32 protein-coding genes and 1 pseudogene are annotated in these 20,630 nt (G+C 44.4%); 1 reads left to right on the top strand and 32 read right to left on the bottom strand.

The genetic code is table 11. From position 1 onward, the window contains the following. From BBA02S_RS15905 to BBA02S_RS15890, 4 genes and pseudogenes are all read right to left on the bottom strand, one after another. A pseudogene (locus tag BBA02S_RS15905) lies at positions 1-236 on the bottom strand (replication-relaxation family protein); the annotation flags it as partial. Further along, entirely contained in the window at positions 175-1,419 is a 1,245-nt protein-coding gene (locus tag BBA02S_RS15900) for an FtsK/SpoIIIE domain-containing protein (protein ID WP_082040173.1), read from the bottom strand. The pseudogene BBA02S_RS15905 and the gene BBA02S_RS15900, both read right to left, overlap by 62 nt. A 199-nt stretch (positions 1,420-1,618) precedes the next feature. After that, positions 1,619-1,798, bottom strand: a complete 180-nt coding sequence (locus BBA02S_RS15895) for a hypothetical protein (RefSeq protein ID WP_041113262.1) — start codon at positions 1,796-1,798, stop codon at positions 1,619-1,621. After that, positions 1,774-2,148, bottom strand: coding sequence for a hypothetical protein (locus BBA02S_RS15890; RefSeq protein WP_041113261.1), 375 nt, complete (start codon positions 2,146-2,148; stop codon positions 1,774-1,776). Before BBA02S_RS15890 ends, BBA02S_RS15895 begins: the two co-directional genes overlap by 25 nt. 124 nt (positions 2,149-2,272) lie before the next feature. On the opposite strand from BBA02S_RS15890, the gene BBA02S_RS15885 reads away from it, so the two are divergent. Beyond that, complete coding sequence (locus BBA02S_RS15885) at positions 2,273-2,488, top strand: helix-turn-helix domain-containing protein (protein WP_052477252.1); 216 nt, start codon at positions 2,273-2,275, stop codon at positions 2,486-2,488. A 13-nt stretch (positions 2,489-2,501) separates the two neighbouring features. Here BBA02S_RS15885 and BBA02S_RS15880 read toward each other — a convergent pair whose 3' ends face one another. From BBA02S_RS15880 to BBA02S_RS15755, 28 genes are all read right to left on the bottom strand, one after another. Beyond that, the gene (locus tag BBA02S_RS15880) at positions 2,502-3,275 is read right to left on the bottom strand and encodes an N-acetylmuramoyl-L-alanine amidase (RefSeq protein ID WP_052477251.1); all 774 of its coding nucleotides are present in this window, start codon (positions 3,273-3,275) and stop codon (positions 2,502-2,504) included. Position 3,276: 1 nt separating this feature from the next. Continuing rightward, entirely contained in the window at positions 3,277-3,555 is a 279-nt protein-coding gene (locus BBA02S_RS15875; RefSeq protein ID WP_041113260.1) for a phage holin, read from the bottom strand. Positions 3,556-3,559: 4 nt separating this feature from the next. Then, complete coding sequence (locus BBA02S_RS15870) at positions 3,560-3,916, bottom strand: hypothetical protein (RefSeq protein ID WP_041113259.1); 357 nt, start codon at positions 3,914-3,916, stop codon at positions 3,560-3,562. Between the two features lie 133 nt (positions 3,917-4,049). After that, complete coding sequence (locus tag BBA02S_RS20375) at positions 4,050-4,205, bottom strand: XkdX family protein (RefSeq protein WP_082040172.1); 156 nt, start codon at positions 4,203-4,205, stop codon at positions 4,050-4,052. Beyond that, positions 4,192-4,566 (bottom strand): hypothetical protein, encoded by a 375-nt coding sequence (locus BBA02S_RS15865; RefSeq protein WP_041113258.1) that lies wholly within the window; start codon positions 4,564-4,566, stop codon positions 4,192-4,194. Before BBA02S_RS15865 ends, BBA02S_RS20375 begins: the two co-directional genes overlap by 14 nt. A gap of 9 nt (positions 4,567-4,575) precedes the next feature. Further along, the gene (locus BBA02S_RS15860) at positions 4,576-5,142 is read right to left on the bottom strand and encodes a hypothetical protein (RefSeq protein WP_041113257.1); all 567 of its coding nucleotides are present in this window, start codon (positions 5,140-5,142) and stop codon (positions 4,576-4,578) included. Between the two features lie 8 nt (positions 5,143-5,150). Continuing rightward, positions 5,151-5,591 (bottom strand): tail fiber protein, encoded by a 441-nt coding sequence (locus tag BBA02S_RS15855; RefSeq protein WP_041113256.1) that lies wholly within the window; start codon positions 5,589-5,591, stop codon positions 5,151-5,153. 1 nt (position 5,592) lies between these two features. Continuing rightward, complete coding sequence (locus BBA02S_RS15850) at positions 5,593-6,168, bottom strand: putative phage tail protein (protein WP_052477250.1); 576 nt, start codon at positions 6,166-6,168, stop codon at positions 5,593-5,595. After that, on the bottom strand, positions 6,155-7,243 hold the full coding sequence (locus BBA02S_RS15845) for a baseplate J/gp47 family protein (protein WP_041113255.1): 1,089 nt from the start codon (positions 7,241-7,243) through the stop codon (positions 6,155-6,157). Before BBA02S_RS15845 ends, BBA02S_RS15850 begins: the two co-directional genes overlap by 14 nt. Then, positions 7,240-7,656: a DUF2634 domain-containing protein gene (locus BBA02S_RS15840; RefSeq protein WP_041113254.1), complete on the bottom strand. Its 417-nt coding sequence runs from the start codon at positions 7,654-7,656 to the stop codon at positions 7,240-7,242. Before BBA02S_RS15840 ends, BBA02S_RS15845 begins: the two co-directional genes overlap by 4 nt. Positions 7,657-7,658: 2 nt before the next feature. After that, a complete protein-coding gene (locus BBA02S_RS15835) occupies positions 7,659-8,006 on the bottom strand; it encodes a DUF2577 family protein (protein ID WP_041113253.1) in 348 nt (115 codons plus the stop codon). Between the two features lie 11 nt (positions 8,007-8,017). Then, positions 8,018-9,991, bottom strand: coding sequence for an XkdQ/YqbQ family protein (locus tag BBA02S_RS15830; protein WP_041113252.1), 1,974 nt, complete (start codon positions 9,989-9,991; stop codon positions 8,018-8,020). Continuing rightward, a complete protein-coding gene (locus BBA02S_RS15825) occupies positions 9,960-10,739 on the bottom strand; it encodes a LysM peptidoglycan-binding domain-containing protein (protein ID WP_052477249.1) in 780 nt (259 codons plus the stop codon). Before BBA02S_RS15825 ends, BBA02S_RS15830 begins: the two co-directional genes overlap by 32 nt. Beyond that, the gene (locus BBA02S_RS15820) at positions 10,739-13,183 is read right to left on the bottom strand and encodes a phage tail tape measure protein (protein WP_052477248.1); all 2,445 of its coding nucleotides are present in this window, start codon (positions 13,181-13,183) and stop codon (positions 10,739-10,741) included. Before BBA02S_RS15820 ends, BBA02S_RS15825 begins: the two co-directional genes overlap by 1 nt. A gap of 8 nt (positions 13,184-13,191) precedes the next feature. Then, on the bottom strand, positions 13,192-13,371 hold the full coding sequence (locus tag BBA02S_RS15815) for a hypothetical protein (RefSeq protein WP_041113251.1): 180 nt from the start codon (positions 13,369-13,371) through the stop codon (positions 13,192-13,194). Further along, positions 13,371-13,778: a phage tail assembly chaperone gene (locus BBA02S_RS15810; RefSeq protein WP_041113250.1), complete on the bottom strand. Its 408-nt coding sequence runs from the start codon at positions 13,776-13,778 to the stop codon at positions 13,371-13,373. Before BBA02S_RS15810 ends, BBA02S_RS15815 begins: the two co-directional genes overlap by 1 nt. A 59-nt stretch (positions 13,779-13,837) precedes the next feature. Further along, entirely contained in the window at positions 13,838-14,242 is a 405-nt protein-coding gene (locus tag BBA02S_RS15805) for a hypothetical protein (protein ID WP_156141421.1), read from the bottom strand. A 71-nt stretch (positions 14,243-14,313) separates the two neighbouring features. Beyond that, a complete protein-coding gene (locus tag BBA02S_RS15800) occupies positions 14,314-14,754 on the bottom strand; it encodes a phage tail tube protein (protein ID WP_041113248.1) in 441 nt (146 codons plus the stop codon). Further along, complete coding sequence (locus BBA02S_RS15795) at positions 14,754-15,803, bottom strand: phage tail sheath subtilisin-like domain-containing protein (protein ID WP_041113247.1); 1,050 nt, start codon at positions 15,801-15,803, stop codon at positions 14,754-14,756. The genes BBA02S_RS15800 and BBA02S_RS15795 overlap by 1 nt, the downstream gene beginning before the upstream one ends. Further along, the gene (locus tag BBA02S_RS15790; RefSeq protein WP_041113246.1) at positions 15,800-16,261 is read right to left on the bottom strand and encodes a hypothetical protein; all 462 of its coding nucleotides are present in this window, start codon (positions 16,259-16,261) and stop codon (positions 15,800-15,802) included. Before BBA02S_RS15790 ends, BBA02S_RS15795 begins: the two co-directional genes overlap by 4 nt. A gap of 4 nt (positions 16,262-16,265) precedes the next feature. Beyond that, the gene (locus BBA02S_RS15785) at positions 16,266-16,661 is read right to left on the bottom strand and encodes a hypothetical protein (protein WP_052477247.1); all 396 of its coding nucleotides are present in this window, start codon (positions 16,659-16,661) and stop codon (positions 16,266-16,268) included. Beyond that, complete coding sequence (locus BBA02S_RS15780; RefSeq protein WP_041113245.1) at positions 16,661-16,972, bottom strand: hypothetical protein; 312 nt, start codon at positions 16,970-16,972, stop codon at positions 16,661-16,663. The genes BBA02S_RS15785 and BBA02S_RS15780 overlap by 1 nt, the downstream gene beginning before the upstream one ends. After that, a complete protein-coding gene (locus BBA02S_RS15775) occupies positions 16,969-17,364 on the bottom strand; it encodes a hypothetical protein (protein ID WP_041113244.1) in 396 nt (131 codons plus the stop codon). The genes BBA02S_RS15780 and BBA02S_RS15775 overlap by 4 nt, the downstream gene beginning before the upstream one ends. After that, complete coding sequence (locus BBA02S_RS20770; protein WP_156141419.1) at positions 17,364-17,525, bottom strand: DUF7210 family protein; 162 nt, start codon at positions 17,523-17,525, stop codon at positions 17,364-17,366. Before BBA02S_RS20770 ends, BBA02S_RS15775 begins: the two co-directional genes overlap by 1 nt. Before the next feature lie 46 nt (positions 17,526-17,571). Next, positions 17,572-18,561, bottom strand: coding sequence for a major capsid protein (locus tag BBA02S_RS15770; RefSeq protein WP_041113243.1), 990 nt, complete (start codon positions 18,559-18,561; stop codon positions 17,572-17,574). Positions 18,562-18,591: 30 nt separating this feature from the next. Next, entirely contained in the window at positions 18,592-18,957 is a 366-nt protein-coding gene (locus tag BBA02S_RS15765; RefSeq protein WP_041113242.1) for a hypothetical protein, read from the bottom strand. Beyond that, the gene (locus BBA02S_RS15760; RefSeq protein ID WP_041113241.1) at positions 18,958-19,539 is read right to left on the bottom strand and encodes a phage scaffolding protein; all 582 of its coding nucleotides are present in this window, start codon (positions 19,537-19,539) and stop codon (positions 18,958-18,960) included. It abuts the gene before it with no gap. A 236-nt stretch (positions 19,540-19,775) separates the two neighbouring features. Further along, positions 19,776-20,615, bottom strand: coding sequence for a phage minor head protein (locus tag BBA02S_RS15755; RefSeq protein WP_041113240.1), 840 nt, complete (start codon positions 20,613-20,615; stop codon positions 19,776-19,778). Positions 20,616-20,630 lie beyond the last annotated feature (15 nt).

The following is a 20,630-nucleotide window of genomic DNA, read 5'->3' as shown; positions in this document are numbered from 1 at the left end:
CTTCCGATCATCCTGCAGCCTTCCTTATTTAAATAGTAGACATTGGCGCAATCTCTTTCCGGATGACGGCGGACGTTCAGCCACTCACTCATACCTTGCAATATCTTTAAGGCGTTTCTTTTTTGACCGAGCGCATGGATCTGCTGCAGCTGCTCCCTTGTCGCAAATCCCAATCTATCTAAACTCAATAAGATTCTTTCTTGGCGTTCTCTCTTTCTCACTAAGATGGTTGACATGCTTATCTTCCTCCTTGGGTTGCTCAATCACTTCACTCGGCGGCACAACAGCAACGGACGGTACAATATAACTCTGCAGGCGTTCCATCATTTCTTTGTTGTCGATCAGCGGTGCCTGTATTTCTTTCACTTCGTGTGTTTTGTACAAGGCCCTTCCCTTTATGTCAGACGGCAATTCTTCTGCCCCTGTCACATCTATCGCCACCTTACTTGCGATACTGGTAGAGAGTCGGAAAGAGAGTTTGGCATCGGCGTTTTGTTTAATCTGCCGTGGCACGGTGTCGGCTGTTGGATATTGCGTGCAATAAAGAAGACGATAGCCCAAGGCTCCAGCAATCCTGGCTATTTCACATAACTTCGCTTGGCAAAATGATAGCAAGGCTTTTGTTTCTTTATCCATCCACTTTTCGGGCGCCAATTGTGCTGCTTCATCTACAATGATAAATTTCCTCTTTTTAATAGGCGTATCAACAACGTTGGACCAATTATTTGTACGAAACTTGTGATACTCTCCCTCGATCTGATTCAACATCCTATCCAGCAATAAGGCGGCATCTTCTGGATTGGCAACCACTCTCTTTACTTGTTTCAACCTTTCGTATGGACCAAACTCTAGCCCTCCTTTTAAATCAATAATATAAAATTCAATGTCATCTGGATTGTTTTCGATCAATCGCGTCATGGCATGTTTTAAAAATACTGTCTTGCCAAAACGTGTGGTCCCGCTTATTACCATGTGTGGGGTATGGTCAAAGTTGTGATAAACATAGTCATCAAATCCAGACCCAATAGGGATGGTCCATCTATTGGTTTGCGGCAACTCTTTATAAGGAAGCAATTTAGGGATTTTTGTATCGTAGACTTTTACTTTTAGCAAATCGTCAAAGGTGACCCGTACTGTTTTCTGCAATCCCACTCCTAAAATGTTTTCTTCGGCAATTTTTTTAATCTTTGTTTCGGACATGCCAAGCGGCAAAGCAAACCAGTATTCCATGCCGACAACTTTCTTCCCGTTTAAGATGGCTCGCTTGCTTCGAAAGTCCGGAATGGTTAATTCTCCTTTCTTTTTCATCCCAAATTCAGCGGCGGCAAAAATGGCATTTATCTTCTTTACTTCATCTTTTTTACTCGGCCAGAGCGCGGCGGTTGCCATGGCGACAGGAACAGCTAACAATTCAAGCACGATGATTCCTCCTTCCGGTATCTACTGTTTGGCGAAGGAAACAGGAGATAGAAATGTGATGAATAAGAACATTTCAGTTACGATAAAAACAGGTAATAAAACGGGTGAAATCACACACCAAATCAAGCAAACGAACGGACCCGGGCAAAGACTGCCCCTACACTTATCATGCGTCCAAACGAACGCCATGGCGTGGGAACTATAAAAACTTCATTAACTGGACAACCAGATAACCGATAGCCCCGTATTTGACCAGTTCACCCGTGAACGACAATAGCTGATGATTGATCGACACCCCCGCTCGTTCCAGCGCCCAGACCCCCGTAAGGACACCACCGACCGAACCAACAAAGACTAAACCAAATGTGTAAATATCCATGATGTCAGCTCCATATCAAAAGGATTAAAATTGTTCTCTATTCCCCAGCGGATCACAGCTGCACGATGGCTGATGAACTTGTAAATCGCTTCAGTGATTGGTGTGGATTCCATAATGGATCTGTTCATGGAATCCATGTAGCAAAACAAGTCATCGCCGCAGTATGCTTTCACCTTCTCGAAATGACTTAATGACGGCGTGCTGTCCTGCTGATACCAGTTGGACTCACGAATCATATCGGCCGCTTTATCTAATGGAGTGTAAAAGCCGCATCGGTCGTGATAGTCTACAAACTTCTCATAGGTGCCCGTAGCACGGCTGCAGGGCACGCCATTAATCTTTACAATCATTGTTATCACTCCCCTTTGTGACGATTCTATGTGTTCAATCAGTTTGATATTCACAAATAATTGTGATTTTCAAAAAGAGGGATTGTACTTTTTTCGCTGAATATTTATATAAAGAGGTGAGAGGATGAAACTAACACCACGCATTGAAGGTATGCTAAAAGAGAGCAAATACAAAAGAGATTACATATTAGAGCAAGTTGATATTTCCACTAACACTCTGACTAGTTGGATGAAAGGAAGGTCTTACCCTCGCATGGATCAAGCGAAGATATTGGCGGATTTGCTAGAGGTGGGCATTGAGGAATTATACGAGGAAACAAAAAAAGACCCTCCAACTTAATGGAGGGTTACTGTCAATCTTCTTTCCGTATTTGCGGGTTAAAGCCGAACTCTCGGCTGATCTTCTGCTGGGCGGTCATGGCGGATTCGAGAGTGTTAAATACACCTGTCCAGACTCGCTTTTCTTTGGGAAATGGCTTGTACCCTAGTTTGGCACCGATTAATTTGGCTTGTTTTTTAGCTTCTTCATCAGTTTTAAAGATTCCAGTATAAACGCGGTACTTGCCAGGCGTACTTGTGGATGGCTTGTTTGAACCTGCTGCAACTTTATTTGTGATTGCTTCTGCAAAGTCCTTCGCAATCTGATCAATATTCTTTTTCAGATAAGCAACTTCAGTTGGATTGGTAACAAAGCACACTTCCACAAGACGATAGTTGACACCGATTCGCTTGGCTGTATTAGCGTTTAATAAATTATCTCGCGGATGAAAGGCTCGATCATGGCGCCATCCGAAATGCTTTTTGATCACATCAGCAAGCCGATTATCCAGCGAATCTGCTTTAAGTCCAGCACCAAAAATGATGTGGCCACCTTTGCTTGTTTTTGAAGCGGCATCCAAGTGAAATTCGATGACGATTTTTCCTTTTAGTGAATGAATACCACGCCCGTCTTTCGTTTCTCGATAACAGTTTTTTGACATATCATATATCTCAATCTCTCCACCGCTATATTTTTTGATGCGTGGGGCCAGTTCTTGACGGATAAAATCACGCTCATTAATGCCATTGTCTGCAGCTCCCGGATCTCCTGCTCCATGTCCACATACAATAATATTTTTACTCATCATTTTAGCCCCTTCCCTTTGGTTCTTTGTATCTCATGGCTAGATTGCTGTCTGCCACACCTTTTGTTGTCGGATCATTCAATGCATTAAATACGCTGACGCCAACGATAAACAGCACATAAGGATTAGACAGGGCATTCAGAGTAACATCCAACAAAATAGGCCAAGACGTAATGTCCTGACCTGTTAAGCCGAAATATGCACCGACTGGCACAACAATAGATAAAAATAGTTGGAACCAAAAAAGCGGGTTCTTTGCCCGCACCTTCCAGTTGATATTCATTTATTTACCCTCCAAACGCTTTTGTAATTTGATCCCAAAACACTATGACAGCTCCTATGATCCCGCTAATACCGGTGCCGCCGATCAACCCTAATGCTATTTCTTTCCTCGAATTGATTTTCAACTTAGAGACTTCTCCTTTTGTCTCTTCCTGTTTAAGGGAGATACCCAAGGAGTGTTCAATTAAGCGATTAAGTAAATCCTTTTGATCACTGGAAGATTTTATGACAGTATTTTGTATTTCGATTTGCCCCTTTTCCATACTGTCAATTTTCTCTATGACTTTCCCATAATTAGTTTCTAGATGCGTTATCCTTTTCTCGTGATCATCTATTCGATGTGCCACTTTATCATCCTCCATACGGACCCCCTCCTCACAACTTATATCCCTTTTCTTGCATAAAAAATACACCGATTGCCAGCGGTGTTTGTGTGGTAATTCTAGTTTTGGTTGTGTCGTATTATCGTCCTAAAAAGGCATAAAAAATAACGGCCTAAGCGTTTGTGTAATCCATGCCGGTTATTTCTTTAAACTCATCCTCTGTTATTTTGTCCCGTTCAACAAATAAATTTATCTGTTCAATCGTTACCAACTTTCTTGGACGATTCCATGCCATATTAAGTAAAGCAAAATCGTTAGACCGTTCCATCTGTCTCTACCCCCTCTAACACTTTATCAATTTTTACAGAGTAGTCTTGGTGATACTGACATGGGACAGACATGTACTGCGTTTTTAAATCTATTAGACTTTCAGTAAGTACCTCGTTTTCTGCTTTCAGTTTTGCGTTTTCTTGTAGCAACCGTTTAGCATTTGGATTATTTCGAATAGCTGAGTGAGAAGTAACATTCTTGATTTCGTCAACTCTGTTCACCCAAATTGTTTGTTCAAATTCGTCTCCGACCTCAAAATCATCTGATTTACCGAAATCATAGCCACCCACGGTGACAGGTTCATTTTGATGAATTTCAACTACTTGCTTTGTTTCTAAATGATACTCCAAGTAAACCATAAAAACCTCCTATTCTAGCCAAATAGCGTATATTTTGGCTTCTAAAAAGTTGTAGTTAGGTACATACGACACCACCTGGACATAAAAATCTCCACTTAGCGAGGAAACATCAATAGTTGTTTCCAAACTAGTGCCATCATCATACAACGTATTTCTAGCTACATATTGTTGTTCTGAGCTATTTTTAGTTTTATCTATCTTAAAATACAAATTTCCTCTGTCGTTAGTGCTTGAAAGATCATAAATCATTTTTAGACTATTAAACTCCGTAACATCAATAAGAGTGTCTGTTGTAATACCGATTTTATCGTATTGGTCATCGTTTTTGATGAATAAACGTATATGGTCGCTATTCTTAATGATACTTCCTCGACTACCACTTCGATAACCTTCTACTAACAGTATATTTTCTCTTCCATATTCATAAATTTTTAAGGCGTACTGTATAAACTCTTTCCAAACTCCCGCTATATTCCCCTTTGGAATGAATTTCTTCCAAATTCCTCCCATATTTACCCACGCTGTTTTTACATCTCTATAAGTCCCGCCGATATTTACCCATGTTTTCTTAGCCATATTATCACCTATTCGTATTGAAAATAGATATCGCCATCTACTCCGCCAGTAGGATCAGTAGTTCCAAATGTAATCTTTCTTCTGTTTTCTACAGGAAGAGCATCTTGTTTTCCATTCCATTTTTCCCTTTCAGCAGCCTTCAGGTGCAGCGTTTCATCCGCCGAATGCGTCACAAGAGCATCATTTACTTTCTTAACGGCATTGGCAGTGGCCGCCTCTGTAGTAGATGTGCTGTTTGTTGTATCGTTTAGCTTTGTAGCGCCTTTTTGGCTTGTGCTAGCGTCAGGTAGTTGTGTTGTTGGCACCTTTTTACTTTCATCTAATTGAGCTAATCCGCTTGACGATCCGGCTTTCTCGTCAATAGCATTAGCCAACTCATTCACAACTTTCGGTACATCTGCGGCTATATTTAATGTTGTTAATGGCAATCCTAACTTTTCTGTTGGCACATCACGCACCCCCTAGTTTTGTAGTCAGTAATTCTTCGAACGTTAATCCGCTGTTTAGTAAATCCTCGAATGTAGCGAAGTTAGCTTTTACCATAGCGAATGTATTATATTTAAACTCATAAAAGATTTCCAAATGAGCCGGCACAATGTCTCTTAACGCCTTTTGTATATCGCTTAAATCCGGCGGCAGTCCTAATTCAGAAATGAATTTAATTGTGACTGTGCCGTCACCCTCAATGACTTCTACCTCGCCAAACTCAAAGGATTCAGCCGTCAATTTAACAAGTTCCTTTGTAACTGTTCCAATCCCTCTTAATTTAGCTATCACAACAGAACGGCGCTCACTAAGTGACTTTGATGTATCTACAGGAATACCCAGCATAACTTCCCATTTGATTAACTTTTGAGCATCGGCTGTAAGTGCTGACCTAGAATCGACATAACGAAAAAACTCCACGGCAAATAACGCCAGTTCCTCTGCGGATCTGTCGTGATGATTTTTCATTTCTTTTATGTCCTGCCAAAACATCGGGATGGCATATAATAAACGCTCTCGTATTTCGTTACGGCTGAACACTAAAGTTCACCGCCCCTACTACCGCTACCTCGTTATCAGCTAACTCGATATTGGCTTCGCCGCCGTTGACGAGTAATGATGTCCAGTCGAGGACACCCTCTTGTTCTAACAGTAGAGCAGCTAATCGAGAGTAACGGACAATGTTTGTATCAAATGCTGTGTCCTTAAATATGAGCGTCAACATTTGCGTGTAAGCCTCTTTGATTGCGTTAATATCGCCGTCAGTTGTTAGAACTAGTGTGGCAGTTACGTTGATAGGTTTTTCAATGCAAGCTTCCACAGTTACATTTGCCCCGATAGGCTTCACCTTATCAATGTATTCAGCTACTTCCTGTACCTTTTCTTGTGTGGGTGCCCGTCCCTCATTTGACAGTAAAATAACTTTTACAGTGTTTGGTCCGTTCCATGCTGGATATACTTTGGCGTTTTCGATGCCTGGGACTTCCGTTGCCCATTGTTTGTAATGAGCAGCATTGCCGCTTGTCGCTGGGTTACGCCGGTTGTTCAAAAATCTCGATGCCAATTCTTCGTCTGATTCCTCGTCAAAGCCGCCGTCTGTTTCCGTTAGATTGGTTACTGTCAGAACTTCCGCTAAATCGCCCACAACACCTGTGATGGCTCCGACAGATACATTACCATCAGCGCCCTCGTAGATAGCCGTAACAGGCACTGTGACGCCTTGTGGTGTAGCTATGACATCAATATCAGTCGCAAACAGCACGTTGAGTGTAGCAGGCGCAAATACCTGTGTTCCCGCTGGTACAGGAGTAGGTTCCGGCGCTTTGAGTATCACTTCACCTTTAGCTTTGCCACCGGGTTTTCTCGTCTCTCCCCACATCGCTACAAAGTTATCTAACTTGTAGCCGGACATGGTGATCTCACCTTTTTCATTGACGATAAAATCTTCATCTTCCTGCGCTTTTAGCTCGGCGTATAGGAGAGATATTTCATCCGAGACTGGAGCCAAAGCAGTAAAAGTCGGTGCCCCTTCCCGCTTGTCGATGTCAGACGGTGAGTTATCCAGCATGTTCATGAGTATTTGCGCTGCCAGTTCATCGTTTAATGTATAAATCATTCTCTCACCACGCTTTCTGCCTGTCCGTTGACGCGGATGTCAATAAACGCCTTGTTGCCCTTAAAATCTACTGCCACCGTTATATCTGTTAAATCTTCATGTTGTACGGCTAACTCGTTAATCCCACGCAGGATTTCTCCTTCGATTACTTCTCTAGGCTGCTGTTCTTCAATGAGCCGTTCGAACGGCGTGCCGAATTCGCCGTTTATCGTGTAATCATATTTTTCGGTTAGGCAACCAAGCTTAAGCCATTGTATTGCCTTATCTTGACCGGTGATTTTTTGTGAGGTCCACCGACCATTTTCAAAGTCGATATAATAATCGACCGCACCGGAAGAAGGCTGTGATTCTTCATTTTCTACCGACTGTACATCTATCTCCATTAATTGTACGTTTTCAGGGATAAGCGCCATGGTCACCCCTCCTTATCCAAAATAAAGCCGAATATTTTATTGCCTGTGTCATCGTATACAACCATGACACGATCACCGACTTCCAAGCCGTTATCAATCATGATGGTTGCGTCTCGTTCTCCTAAGCTATCATTAAAAATGATATGCGCCGGATAATAAGCGGGCATTAGATGAGCGAGCGGAGTAAGGGATGATGTTTCTGCTCCATTTCCATCTATTTTCACTTCAAGTGGAGATGTCGCTATCACCGTTGCAAAATCAAGTTTCACATCTTTGTTGTAGCCTTGTTCCTTCATCATCTTCGCAAAGTCGGTAAACGGATCGCTCTTTTCTCTTGGTATGTGTCTCATATCACCCCTCCTTATAGCACCCGATTAATTTGCATAAAATGTTTGCCCCAGTATTTATGGTTGCTCGGCAAGTATCCATGCTCTTTACATCCACTCGAAGCTAAACTCACGCAATAGCCCGGGCGTGTTACAATACCGACATGACTAACAGCGTTGGCTCCGCGTTCCTTAATGGTTCCTTTGAAGAATACTAGATCACCAGGTTGCGCCGCACTTGTCGCTATCTTCCTGCCCTTTGTGATTTGTGACATGGTTCCATGACCTAAATTCACACCGATCTGTTTAAAGATAAAGAAAGTGAACCCAGAACAATCTCCTCGACCGGAAGGAATATTTTTCCCGCCGAATTTGTAAGTGAGTTTGCCTTTGTAACTCCTTGCTAACTCAACAACCTTATCTCTTTTCGGATCACCGGTTTTCGCGCCTTTCCCTTTTCCTTTGCTTGAGCGCTGATCTAGCTTCTTCTGCCATGCCGCTTTGATGCTGTTCCACTTCGCGGCTTTGGCACGAGCGTCAGCGGCTCCCTTTCCTTTTTCGAGAATCGCCACTTCAACGTTTCTACGACCGAACCTAGATGTGTTGGTGCGCCCCTCGATAAGAACATCCACCCGTTTTCCGCCGTTTTCGTTTCTAATGGCTCCTCCGGTGTCTTCTGCTAAATACAGGCCTGTAAACTCTGGCATAGTCGGCACGTTGATATGGACAACAGACCCGTAAGGGATAATCTTAGGCGATACAGCAATGGTGCGTTTATACGCCCATTTGGTGCCTGTAGCTGTCTTGGAGTAATCACCACTTCCGTTGATTCCACCTAAGCGCGGATCATAAGCAGTGCCGATAAATCCAGACACATAAGAGATGTCATCTAGTTTGCTGTCTAAGTCGGCAGTTTCGCCACCTTCTGCTTTATCTTCATCCGGCTTTTCGTATGGAACAAACTCTGGATTGTATGATTTGGATAACTCCAGCTGCATGGTGCTGTATCCGTTTTGACCGCTATGGGAATGAGCGGTGACAAAGTAATAATCATTCATTCCTGTCATTTCATCGTAAGCCTCAATGAGTGTACCCGCCGAGATGTTGTAATCAGCTAACGCTTCCACAGATACATGGTCAGACGGCTTTTTCAGTTCGTCCAGGAAACCTTGCGCCAACGCAGAAAGACCGCCCGGCCCGTACACATCTTGTGTATGTTCCACAGCGGTCAATGTTCCGTATTTCTTTTTAGCAGCGGCATCGACTTTTACCACACGGGTATTTCGTTGAGATTCCCCACTTGTCATAATGACTTGCGTTTTTACTTCTTCAATCGAGACTTCACGAGTGGATCCAAGCAAGTTTTTACCCCGCTCGATAATCATTCGATTCGGTGACATGGTAACTTCTCGCAAAGACAACTTGCCATATTCAGAGCGGATGTTATACCGCTTTTTCGTGCGTAAGTAGGTTTCAGTGAGCACCGTTTGGATAATCTCCCACAGTGTTTTCTCAATGAATTCTAATTCGGCAAAGACATGTTTTGTCTTGTCCATATAATTGACGCCCACGCCTGCCACGCGGCATAAATGAGCGATAATTTGGTCAGCGGTCTTATTCTGAAACTTGATAGTGATTTCATTTTGCTGCAGATACCAATTGTAATCCTGTACCCGCAATTGCTCTGTTCCATCACCGCTGATTGTACGGGCGGTAATAACCCCTCTAAATAACTCAGTCGGACCCGGGAATCCTTTGCCGGTTGGATATTCCAGCATAACCTTGACCATATAACCCTCTTCGAAGGGCAGCCAGCGCCGGTCGTTTTTCAATTGCTTATTATAGGTTGTGATCTCAAACGTTTCGCCGGCAATGTTAATGTCGCCGCTCCACTCATGCCCTGTCACAAACTCGGTAAAATCATACCGGTAATCCGGCGTGTATAAATAAAAATGAAGCGTGGGCTTCATCCGTTCGTCAAACTCTTGATATACCCGCTGTAACGCCATAACTCGCCTCCTTCGGCGTGGCTGTTACGCCTGTGCCTATCGTTTTCTTCGCTGGAATTGTCAGCTTCTGTCCAGGAAAGATATTGTACTTTGCCTTGATCTTTGCTTTCTTATTAGCGGCATCAATCAGCTTTTTATTAGCGTTGTAGATGGTCATGTAATCCGCTGTATCATAGTATTTCTTAGCAATGACACTCAAAGACTCGCCTTTCTTCACCGTGTGTGTAGCGGGCAGTTTCGGCTTCGGTTTCTTGCTTGGCGGTTTCGGTTTTGCCGGTGTTTTGCCGCTTGTTTTTTTAATCGCTACTTTTCGGAATGTTGGCGGCTTGTAATTGACAAATTCCACTGTAAACCATACATCTCCCAGATGACCTGCCCGCTCGTTGTCATAGTTTAATTGAGTAATCACGACGGTACGATTAAGCCCCCCTGCTTTGGAATAGAGCTGCAGAGGGACTTCTTTATCGCACCACTCACGGAGTTTGCCGATAGACAGTGACGGTATTTTATAGGTGCCGGGCGCATTGACAACATAAGAAGGGTCATGATGAGCAGGGAAGAAAGTTTCCAGTGTGAAGCGGTCTAACTTCGCCCCGCCAAACACCGTCCGTTCCCCTACGCCGAGTATTTCAATCACTTCCGCCTTACCGCCGACTTCTGTCGGAAAGCTTTCTGGAGGAACAGGAAAAACGACGTTGGAGGATGCATTACCGACCTCCCACGCCGCTACATAGATTGGTTTTCTCATTATGCACCCCCTGCGGCAATGACGTGTTGAATGTTCAATACCAGTTCGCGAGCCATTTGTTTGGTTGTTTTCTGCGCTCCGTGTATATGAATACCGCCGTTAATGGTAATGTGCTGTTTGGTTGGAGCGGCTGTGCCTGTCCCTTTGGAAGTAGATGCACTTGCTTTTTTGCTATCAAAAGCGGATGTATCAAGCACTGGGCGTTTGCCATTGGACCTTAACACACCCATTTTGCGAAGCATGTCTGATTGTTGAGCAGTTAAAACTGACTCGTTCTTGTGCAGCTCTGCTTTGTATCCATCGAAGGGAACTTTTTCCAATCCTGTACTATGCCCCGGAAGTTTAGGTGCGCCCGGAACAGCTAAAGTGTTAGGGACGAATCTAGGCTGACGAGTCATAGGCATTTTCTTAACTTTCTTCGGCTTGTGGTTCTTGTTGCCGAGTTGACGATCTCCCCAGCTTACCTTACCGACTTTCCCGATGTTGACGCCTGGCACCTTGTTAATAGCGCCAATCAAATCATTCACCATGTCAATGATCGGATTGATTGAAGCAGCAGCGGCTCTTTGCATAGCGGTCCAGACATTTTCCCACACGCTTCTAGTTGACATCCATCCTTCTGCTAGTTCTGCAGCTGTTCCAATTAGTAGCTTGACTGGAGTAAGCACCAATCCAACAACCCCATCCGCTTCTTTTAACTTATCCCACAATTTGATGGTTGCACTTTTAACTGTATCCCAGTTTCTATAAAGAAGGACCCCTGCTGCTACAAGAGCGGCAATACCAGCGACAACCCAAACGAACGGATTCATTAACATTGCTGTGTTTAACCCCATTTGTGCAAATGTGGCGGCTAATGTTCCTAATCTATATGCTTCCATCAAACGCGCAATAGTTCCAACAATGGTCATGCCGATCATGATTCCTTTAAACGTGAGAACAGCAGTAGCCACACCGATGATTCCTTCTTTTAGCGGGCCCCACACTTTCATAAACTTATCAAAAGCCGCAGGGAGTTTTTCCGCTATATCTGTTGCTTTATCAATGATGTTTTCTAATGACGGCTGCAACTTTTCATAAATCGCAAGAGCAGCTTCCTGCATGACGGATTTAAAGATTTCCCACTTTCCAGCCACGTTGTCAAGTTGTTTCGCCGCCATTTCAGCCGCCGCGCCATCGGCGTTTTCAAGATCTGTTGTCAGACCTTGCAACTCCTTAGATCCAGCTTTTAGCAAGATGGCCCAGTGTTTAAATGATTCCACACCGAATATCTTTTTCAGCGCTCCTAGTCTTTCTTTTGTTGTCAGACCATCAAGCTTCCCTTCCAATTCAGCAATCATTTCTGGTAATGACATCATTTCGCCTTTCGCGTCAAAGAAGGAAATTCCTAACTCCTCCATTTTTTCACGAGCGCCTTTTGCTGGCTCGGCTAAACGTGCTAAAGAAGAAGCAAAGGCTTGTCCAGCGATCGTACCTTTCAAACCTGCGTTTGCTAACACCATCTGCGAAGCCGCTGTTTGTTCTAAACTCCATCCAATAGTATCAGCCATAGGGGCAACGTATTTCATGGCTTCGCCCATTTGCTCAACGTTGGTATTTGCGTTGGCTTGTGCATAGGCGAATACATCAGCAGAGTGAGCGGCTTTATCAGCACTTAAGCCAAAAGCCGTCATAACATCAGAGGTAATGTCTGCTGCTCGATCAAGTTCCATAGCACCGGCCGCAGCCAAGTTCAACATGCCTGGCATCGCTGAAATGATTTGATTCGTTTTCCAGCCAGCCATCGCTAAATATTCCATACCCTGTCCAGCTTGCGTTGCTGTATATTTAGTTTGTTTTCCAAGTTCCCGGGCTGTCTCGGTTAGCCTTTGTAACTGTTCGTTAGTAGATCCACTGAGAGCACCAACACGACTCATTTGTTTTTCGAACGCCATACCCGTGCCGATAACGCCACCGCCAGCGGCAAGAGCACCCATTGGAGCGCCGATAGCAAGTCCAACCTTCCCTAGTCCGCCAATAACATCAAAGCGCCGTTTTAATTGCTCTGCCTGCCTATTGACCGCCCTTAACTGTTGGCTGGATTGCCTTAAGCTATCACGAAGACCGTCAGACTGCCGTCTGGAATCACGCAGATTGCTGTTTAGCCGTCCGTCCGGTCTTGGCGCTCTAATCCTTGATGTTGAATCACCAAGACGCTGCGCATTGCGCTGTGCATCCCTAAATGATGATGATAGGCGACGGGTGGACTGTGCGGAACGGTTAATGTTTTGCGTCACTCTACTGACCGTTTGCCCCGCTTTTGCTGCCGCTTTATTCATTTCACGCAATTGCCTGTTCATCTTTTCGACTTGTTTATACATCTTCTTAACTTCGTTTGTACTCTTGCGAACAACGTTAGAAAATTGGTCATTCAGTTTAAAAGCTGCGCGTAAATCAAAAGCCATGCCGTCACCTACCTTTTCGCGCCGTTATTTTTCTGCATTTCTTGAATTTCTTCAGCTTCCAGCGTGAGAGAAGCGACTAAAGCGCGGCGGCGCAATGGATCCATTGTCAGAAAGTCAATAATGTCATATTTATTCTTGGTGTTTATTCTGACGTTGTGTGCCATCCGCATCATATAGTCGCTTTTCATTAGTTTTTTAACTCTTCCACCTTTTCAACTTCTTCCTCTTCAGAAGCACCAGAGATTTCATTGATAATTTCGAGGACTCTGTTGATTTCTGCAATGGTGAACATACGGCTAATGGCTTCATTCGTGTCCTTTAATCCGTTTTCTTTGAGAGTCTTTTTATCTCGAAGGTTAATTGGCTGTCCGTCAATTGCTACGATGTGAGCGGCCATCCAAGCGGTTGTATATTCTTCTTGATTAAATTTAGTTTTTCCGCCACCTAAAACAACGGTGTGTTCTTTAGTCAGCATTTTTTGTTCATCCCAAGTAAGAGACGCTAACTCAATTTCTTTTCCTACACGCGGTAAGTATTCTTTCTTCCGTTTGCGTACATCCTTTTGTAGCCATTCACCTAAAATCGCTTGACTCATATTGTTTCCTCCTTGTTTTTGGCAACAAAAAAGAGCTGACGTTTGTCAGCCCTTCTTGTTTATTCCACATTATTAAAGATGTCTTTTGCATCTTGATCGTTTGTTTCAATAACGAATAATCCGTTTTTATCCCAGTCAGCCAGATTCGGAAACCCTTCTTCCGCTTCGTCCATCGCTTCTTGGGATTGATATTCATAAATTTTTACTGGTTCATTTCCATTGTAAAAAATAATTCCATCTATTGCCCCGATCATGCTGTATGCCGGTTTTTCTTCCGGGTCCACCTCGATGCCCTCGCCCTCGAAAGCTTCGATAAATGTATCCATGCTAAGGTCTGATGTTTCTTCGGTAGCATCTGTCGTTTCTGTTGTTCCTGTTGTTTCTGCGGCTTCGTTGTCATCAGCTGAATTACACCCCACTAACGCAAGACATAACAAAATGGCCAATAAAAGTTTTTTCATCATTTATTCCCCTTCTTTTCCTATTTTTCCACATTATATTATATGTCTAATCGAAAAAGAAGGGGAAGTTTATATTAAAGGTCCGGCACACCTTGTACAATCTCGTAATCTTCAGCAACAAACTCAAATTCCTGCTCGACTGGAGAGCCGTGTTCAGCAATAAATACCGGCCAAGATGTGAACTTGATGCCCGATACCTCCACTTTGTACGGACCACGAGCGGCAGGATCTTCATTGACCATGGTCATATTCGTCACAAGCGGCGGGATAGACGGGTCTTTGGCAGCTGATAGCCGCTCGATAAACTCGGAACCGTATTGCGATCCTTTCATAGATCCAGTGATTTCAAACCCTACAAATTTTTTACCGGGGTTTAGTTTGCCGGACTGTGGGATGTCCTCGTATTTTGCTTCTACCTTTAATTCAACACTATGAAATTGAGCCAACCAGCGGCCGGACTCAAAAATTTTGGCATAGGTTCCGGAAAAGGCTTCGTGTGCTTGATTTGGATTCATTATTTACTACCTCCTTGCGACACCGTGATATAAAATTCCTCCATTGTTTCAAGGTCAGTAGCGACCACATCGACAATGACTTGTTGTTTCTGCGGGCCCGGGAGGACTTTCAGCGACCAATCCGGATCAATGATTTCCCGATCAGCAAATGGCTGCATAAACTTCGACTTCAAGTTTCCTTCCGCTGACAGCCGCTGATTAGAGCCGTTCGGAACCTTGCCGATAAACACTTCTTCCAGATAAAATTTGATGTCACGGGTAAAGGTTTGTTTGAACGCCAGATTCTTTAACGATGTAGCGGCAGTAGTAACTCCTCTAACAAGCCGCACCTTGCGTCCTGTATATTCGAACACCATTGCTCCTTTGGATAACGCTTCAACGATCTGTGCGTTTGTTAGACGGACAGAAACGTCAGTCGCTCCTTCTACCTCTGCATAAGTGAGAGATTGAGAGAGCGGAGTGGATGCAAATTTACCAGCAAGCCAGTTCGCTGCTTCCCACGATTTCCATGTGACATCGCCAAACACTGGCGCATTGATAACTGTTGCCACCAATTCGCTTTTATCTGCCACTGCACGAGCAATGCCGGCCGCTGTGTCTGTGTCGTCGTCCACGCCGTAAAATACCGGTAGGTAACGTTCCTCTGTTGCTTGGCTTGTCGCCCAGCCAGACCAGCTTGTGCGTGCGTCTGCTGTGAGCGGATGGTCAAACGTGACCGCTTCAAAGAAACGCAAAGAAAGCGCCGTTTGGGCGCCCGTGTAGTCGTATTCACTTTCTGGTAATTCCGGTGCCTTCTGCGTGTAAACAACCACCTTGCTGGCTCCGCCTTTAAATGCCCGGCGAATATCATCCATTTTCGATGTGCCGATGATTTCTCGCGCCTCTGACAAACTTGTAAACTCATATGCTGTGTCGGGCGTAGCGGAAGCGTTGTAATCTTTCTTGACGATGGCTACCGCTCCGTCAGACCCTTCGATGGCTTCTTCAACAACTTTTGGAAAGTTGAACCAAACGCCGGGCCGCCCTTTATTCATGTCTGTAAAACTCATGGCCTAACCTCCTTGTTAAATGCGATTTCTTGCATCGTTTCAAACTGCTCAACCGACAAGACATCACTTGTCACGGTTTCCAGCTTTGCGAGAATATATTTCAAGTCACTTTCGTTTTCGTTCATGGGGCTTGGGCTGAACGCCTGCACACGGATATACCGCATCGTGTTCTCGTCCTCGTCCAAAAAAGGAATGGTGATGCCATGCACGAACGCCCGCCGAAGTTTATCCAAGCTTTCTACCACTTGGGCAGCGTGGCTGTGAAAGTAGATGACATCCCATGTAGTCACAATGCGCGTTTGAACGCCGTTGATCGCTCTTTCCTCTGGCACTGGATTTATCATGACGAGAAGGTCGCTCTGCGGCGTCTTAGGAAGGTTTAAGAGCGCAATCTTCGCTGTCGGCAACACTTGCTTACAGAACAGCTCTAGCGCGTCCAGTAACGTCAGTGTTTTCATGCAATCACCATCCTTTCGGCCTCATTTTTTGCACAATCGTCCGCTCCACCGTTGCCAGAGAGCGGTCGGGATCGTTGGTTGCTTTCAGCCACTCAAGGGATTTACCGGCTTTTTTCGGCCTGTATCCCTTCTGGCTCCCTACCTCGTGCAAATAGTAGGCATAATTAAAACCGGTACTGGAGTAGGCGTTGGAGATCAGTTCCCCTGCCATTTCAGCCCGGTTTATTTCGGTTTCTATTTCATTTTTTAGGTTACTTGTATCGACAGGAGCCACCTTCTTGGCTTCCATCATCCACTCTTGCAGAGCGGCGTGTATGCCATCGACAGCGGCATTTTTGAGATCATACGGCAGTCTGTTTAATTCCCGCATGGATTCTGCATAGTTTTTAAATTCAATCATCAGCAGTACACCTTCGTATACACAGTTTGCCCGCCTAATCCACGTTTCGGTTCATAACTAAGCGGTTTTCGAACAAATACATCGCCGTTTTCGTTGATATAGGTAACCTTGTCGTCATATCCCACCTTTACCAGCCCTTTGAGTAAAAAGTGCATGTTGCTGACAACCTCTTTGCCCAGCTGGTTCTTTACTTCCTCGATTTTGTCCGTCACTCTTGCTTCATACTGGACAGGCGGACCATGAATAGCCTCGCCATACTTGTTCTCTCCCGTTTTGTGTTCAATCTGAATAATTTGATTGGTGATAATCATATTAACCGACCTACATAAGCACCGGGATTCAACTGTTTAGCAAGGAGCGCAAGTATATCCGGACAGACGCCGGGATAATTCGCCCACCATGATTGATAGGTAGCAGAGTCAGAACCAGCAAAAGTGACAGATACATCTTCAAGTGAATAAGATTTGACACCTTTCTTCTGCAGCTGGTCGATAGCCGACAAGTCACCGCCATTGCTTTTCAACGCACACATCACCTGCATGGCGATAATCTTGGCTGTAATAAGCGGTTCTGCAATGTAAGTGATAAGCAATTCATGAGCGGTAAATACTACCTTCTCCCGCTCCACTTGATCCAGCGCTGTATAAGCTTCTGTATAAGCGAGTTTGTGCAAGTAATCATCGACATCTTGAAAGCTGTACATTACTCGTCACCTTCTTTATTCCGTTGCTTCCGCTGTTTCGGCTGCTCCTTTTTCTCGACTAGTTCACCTAAAGATTCTGCTTGTTGAGCGGTTAAATCCACTTCGTCGCCAATAGGAACGATTTTGCCGTTATGAAGAAGAGTTGTTTTGGCAATATACATATTCTGACCTCCTTTACAAAAAGAAAAAGAGCCCGTTTAAAGGCTCTTACAGTACGTTTAGATGTACGATTGCTTGCGGTCTAGTCAATGCAGGGAATGCCGCTTCCCCGATGATGATTCCTTGTCCTGGAGGGTTTGTGAAGATTTCCGGTTGAGCAAACTTACCAGGCTCATAATTATTTTCCACTGTTGGACCTAAGAATGTTTTACCGATGTCAGCACCGATCAAAACAATTCTTCCATCTGGTAACAAAGGTTTCTCAACGCCATTTTCAACAATCACGTCATCATTAATGGCGTATGGCGGCAACCCCAGAGAAGTAATCACATTTTGCATTTGTTGACTAGTAACAAGACGCCCTTTGTTCGCTTCTCCATTAATCTGTACAGAGATTTGCTCGTTTTGAAGCAAGAGCGCCTCTGTAGCGGATGTCATGTGCATGACAATAGGTTTTTTGCGGTTGTTTTTCGATTGGAATTGCTTAACCGCTGCTTGCAGATCGGACAAAGGCTTTGCTGTCGCTTGATCCCACTTGGTTGTAACTGTGATTTTGTTGCCAGCAGGGATATCGAAAACAACATCAATTTTAACGTCATTTTCTTTGTCTTCGTAATGCAGTTCTCCTTCGTAAATAGCGGCCGCTCGAAGAGATTCTTCCCGGTCATCTACACCTTCTGATAATCGATCCGTCATGTTATATACGTATTCAATAACTTGAGCACGTTCTGCATCAGAACGAGGACGGTTGAATTTCAACAGTTCATACTCGTCAAGTTTTTCTTCATGCTGAATTTTTGCAATCTCCCCGTACATACGAGCAAGCGTCGGCTTGTCACGCAAAGGAGCGGAAGCATTCCAACCCGTGATGCTGGCAGCTTCTGAATATGCACCATCAATCACGTTGTAAGCAAATTGCATGTCGTATGTCCGCTCGATCGGCAAAATGTTTTTCAGTAAATACTCACGAGCCGGAGGGATATTCTGCACGTATCCTGTCAATTGTTCTTTTCCGAATTCATCTAAATGTAATGGCATATTTTCTACCTCTTTCCTTTGTTAGTTTAATTAAATATCGAATGTTAAACGGCCTTTTGTCGCCGCTTTGAAGTTTGCTGTCACACCTGTACATTTGGACTCGATAGGATGACCACCCATCACACCGCCAACAACAGGATTCACGCCCGCTGTTACCTTCACATCATGAGAAGTTAGACAAGCAGCAAGCATTGTTTCTGGTGTATCTGCTTGAACAGGCTCAAATAAGCCGCTCGTTTCGTTTTTAAATACCGCTGTCCCTGCTTTGACATATTGACCAGCTGTAAATTTGGAAGCGTCCAGCGTTAAACCAGCGGTCTTAAATTCCATGCCGACAGTGTTTCGTAAAAATTCCTTTTGACTGATAATCGTGTCACGTTGTGGCTGTAAATTCATTTAGTTTTCCTCCTTTTGGTGTCGCTCTAAGGCTCTTTGTTTCCCTGCTTCATAAGCGTCCTTTGGCTTTGGCGTATTCCCTCTTTGCGGTGATCCTGGTGTGTATCCACTTGGCTTTGGCGGCTCTGCTTCTCCTTCAAACAGATAGCCGTCAGACTCCCTCAACTTGTTCAGCTGGTCATCTAATCCGAGCAGTTTGTCACCATCTAGCTTAATGGCCTCCGTATCCAATAAAGCTTTCACTGCGAGTGGATTGCGTGCTTTAGCGCCCATTAATGCTCGATCCAACGCATAGTCGTAGGTTTGTTTGTGGAGTTTCGCTTCATATTCAGCGGCTTTCTGTTTGTTCGCTTCTTTTAACACTTCTAGCTGTTGTTTCAGCGCTTCATTATTGCCGCTCTGTGCGCTTAATTCCTCTAGCTGGGTGTCACGTTCTTTCAGTTGATCTTTCAACGACTGCGCTTCTGTTTGAGCGGTTTTAAGCTCCTCTTTCGTTGTGTTCACTGTTTTCCCGTGTTCAGCCATAATGGAATTGATAGCTTCCTCTTCTAGTCCCAAGCCTTTTAAAAATTCTCTATTCATTTGTTTCATTACCTCCTACATTTTTTAACGATGTATTGTCACCGATTGGATTGCACATGTAACGCCTGTGCGGTCGATCCACAGCTTTTAGAGTCATCATGGATTGGACATAAAAAATAGCCGCTATCTTAGCGACTTCACAAAGCTTCTATGCACTCGTTCACCATGATTCATTTCCTTTGACCACATTCTCAAGAAAGCGGATTGTTGCTGTTCAATCAACAATTGCAACCACTTCATTCTTCCTCCTCCACCCAATCATCAAAGTCAACGCCATCCGATATGCTGATGATCTTTAAATAACAGCGGCAGTTGCAATCTTCAGAGGGCATGCCAAATAGGCGCGGGGCTCTTGCTCTCGCACCTGCTACATAAAAATAGCCCTCTTCATCTGATTTCTGTCCATGTAAATATCGGTGTGATGGGCGCGTCACTGCATCCCTTAACGCCCACCATTGTGTTTGTATTCGCACACCCTGTTTCTTCGCCTTCTCGATGCTCTTAATTTGAGCCAGCGACTGCATTCGAGCGGTTTCATGCTGCACAATGTTCTTGATCCGCTTTTCATCCGAGCCGACAACCTTCTCCACTCGTTTCATCAGCTGATCTTGTGTTTCGCCTTTCTTCCACCCTTGTTGCAAAGAGCGGCGTAGCTGTTTCAACGTTTTTCTTCGGTTGTAAGTCATCGTCTTGTTGAGCGGATAGCCCTTTTTCATTCGTTCTTGGATTTCTTTCTCTGCCAGTTCCCGGCTGAGTTCCCAACCGACTGCCTTTGAGTATTCCTTCATGTACCGCTCATACGCCCATTTAAATCCACCTAGCGCTTTGTTTAACACGAGTTCCTTCACTTGGTTGTAATGACTCGTGAGAGTGGCTGAAATGGACTGGAAGAAGTTTTTCTTGCGATTCCGCTGGTTCATTTCACGATTAGATAAGATACCGTCTTTTGCATAGGAGCGGTAGGTTTTAAACACCTGTATAGACAGAGCGGCAAGGAGAGCGGCAGCTAACACTTTTGCTTCGGGTGAGTTTTGATCTTGTTCTAGCTCATCCTGCAGTTTTTCATTGTCGATCATGACCGCTCACTCCTC

The organism is Bacillus badius NBRC 15713, assembly GCF_001591605.1.
Classification (GTDB): domain Bacteria; phylum Bacillota; class Bacilli; order Bacillales; family Domibacillaceae; genus Pseudobacillus; species Pseudobacillus badius.
The sequence above is the reverse complement of the archived record's forward strand: the minus strand, read 5'-3'. Positions and strand labels throughout refer to the sequence as shown.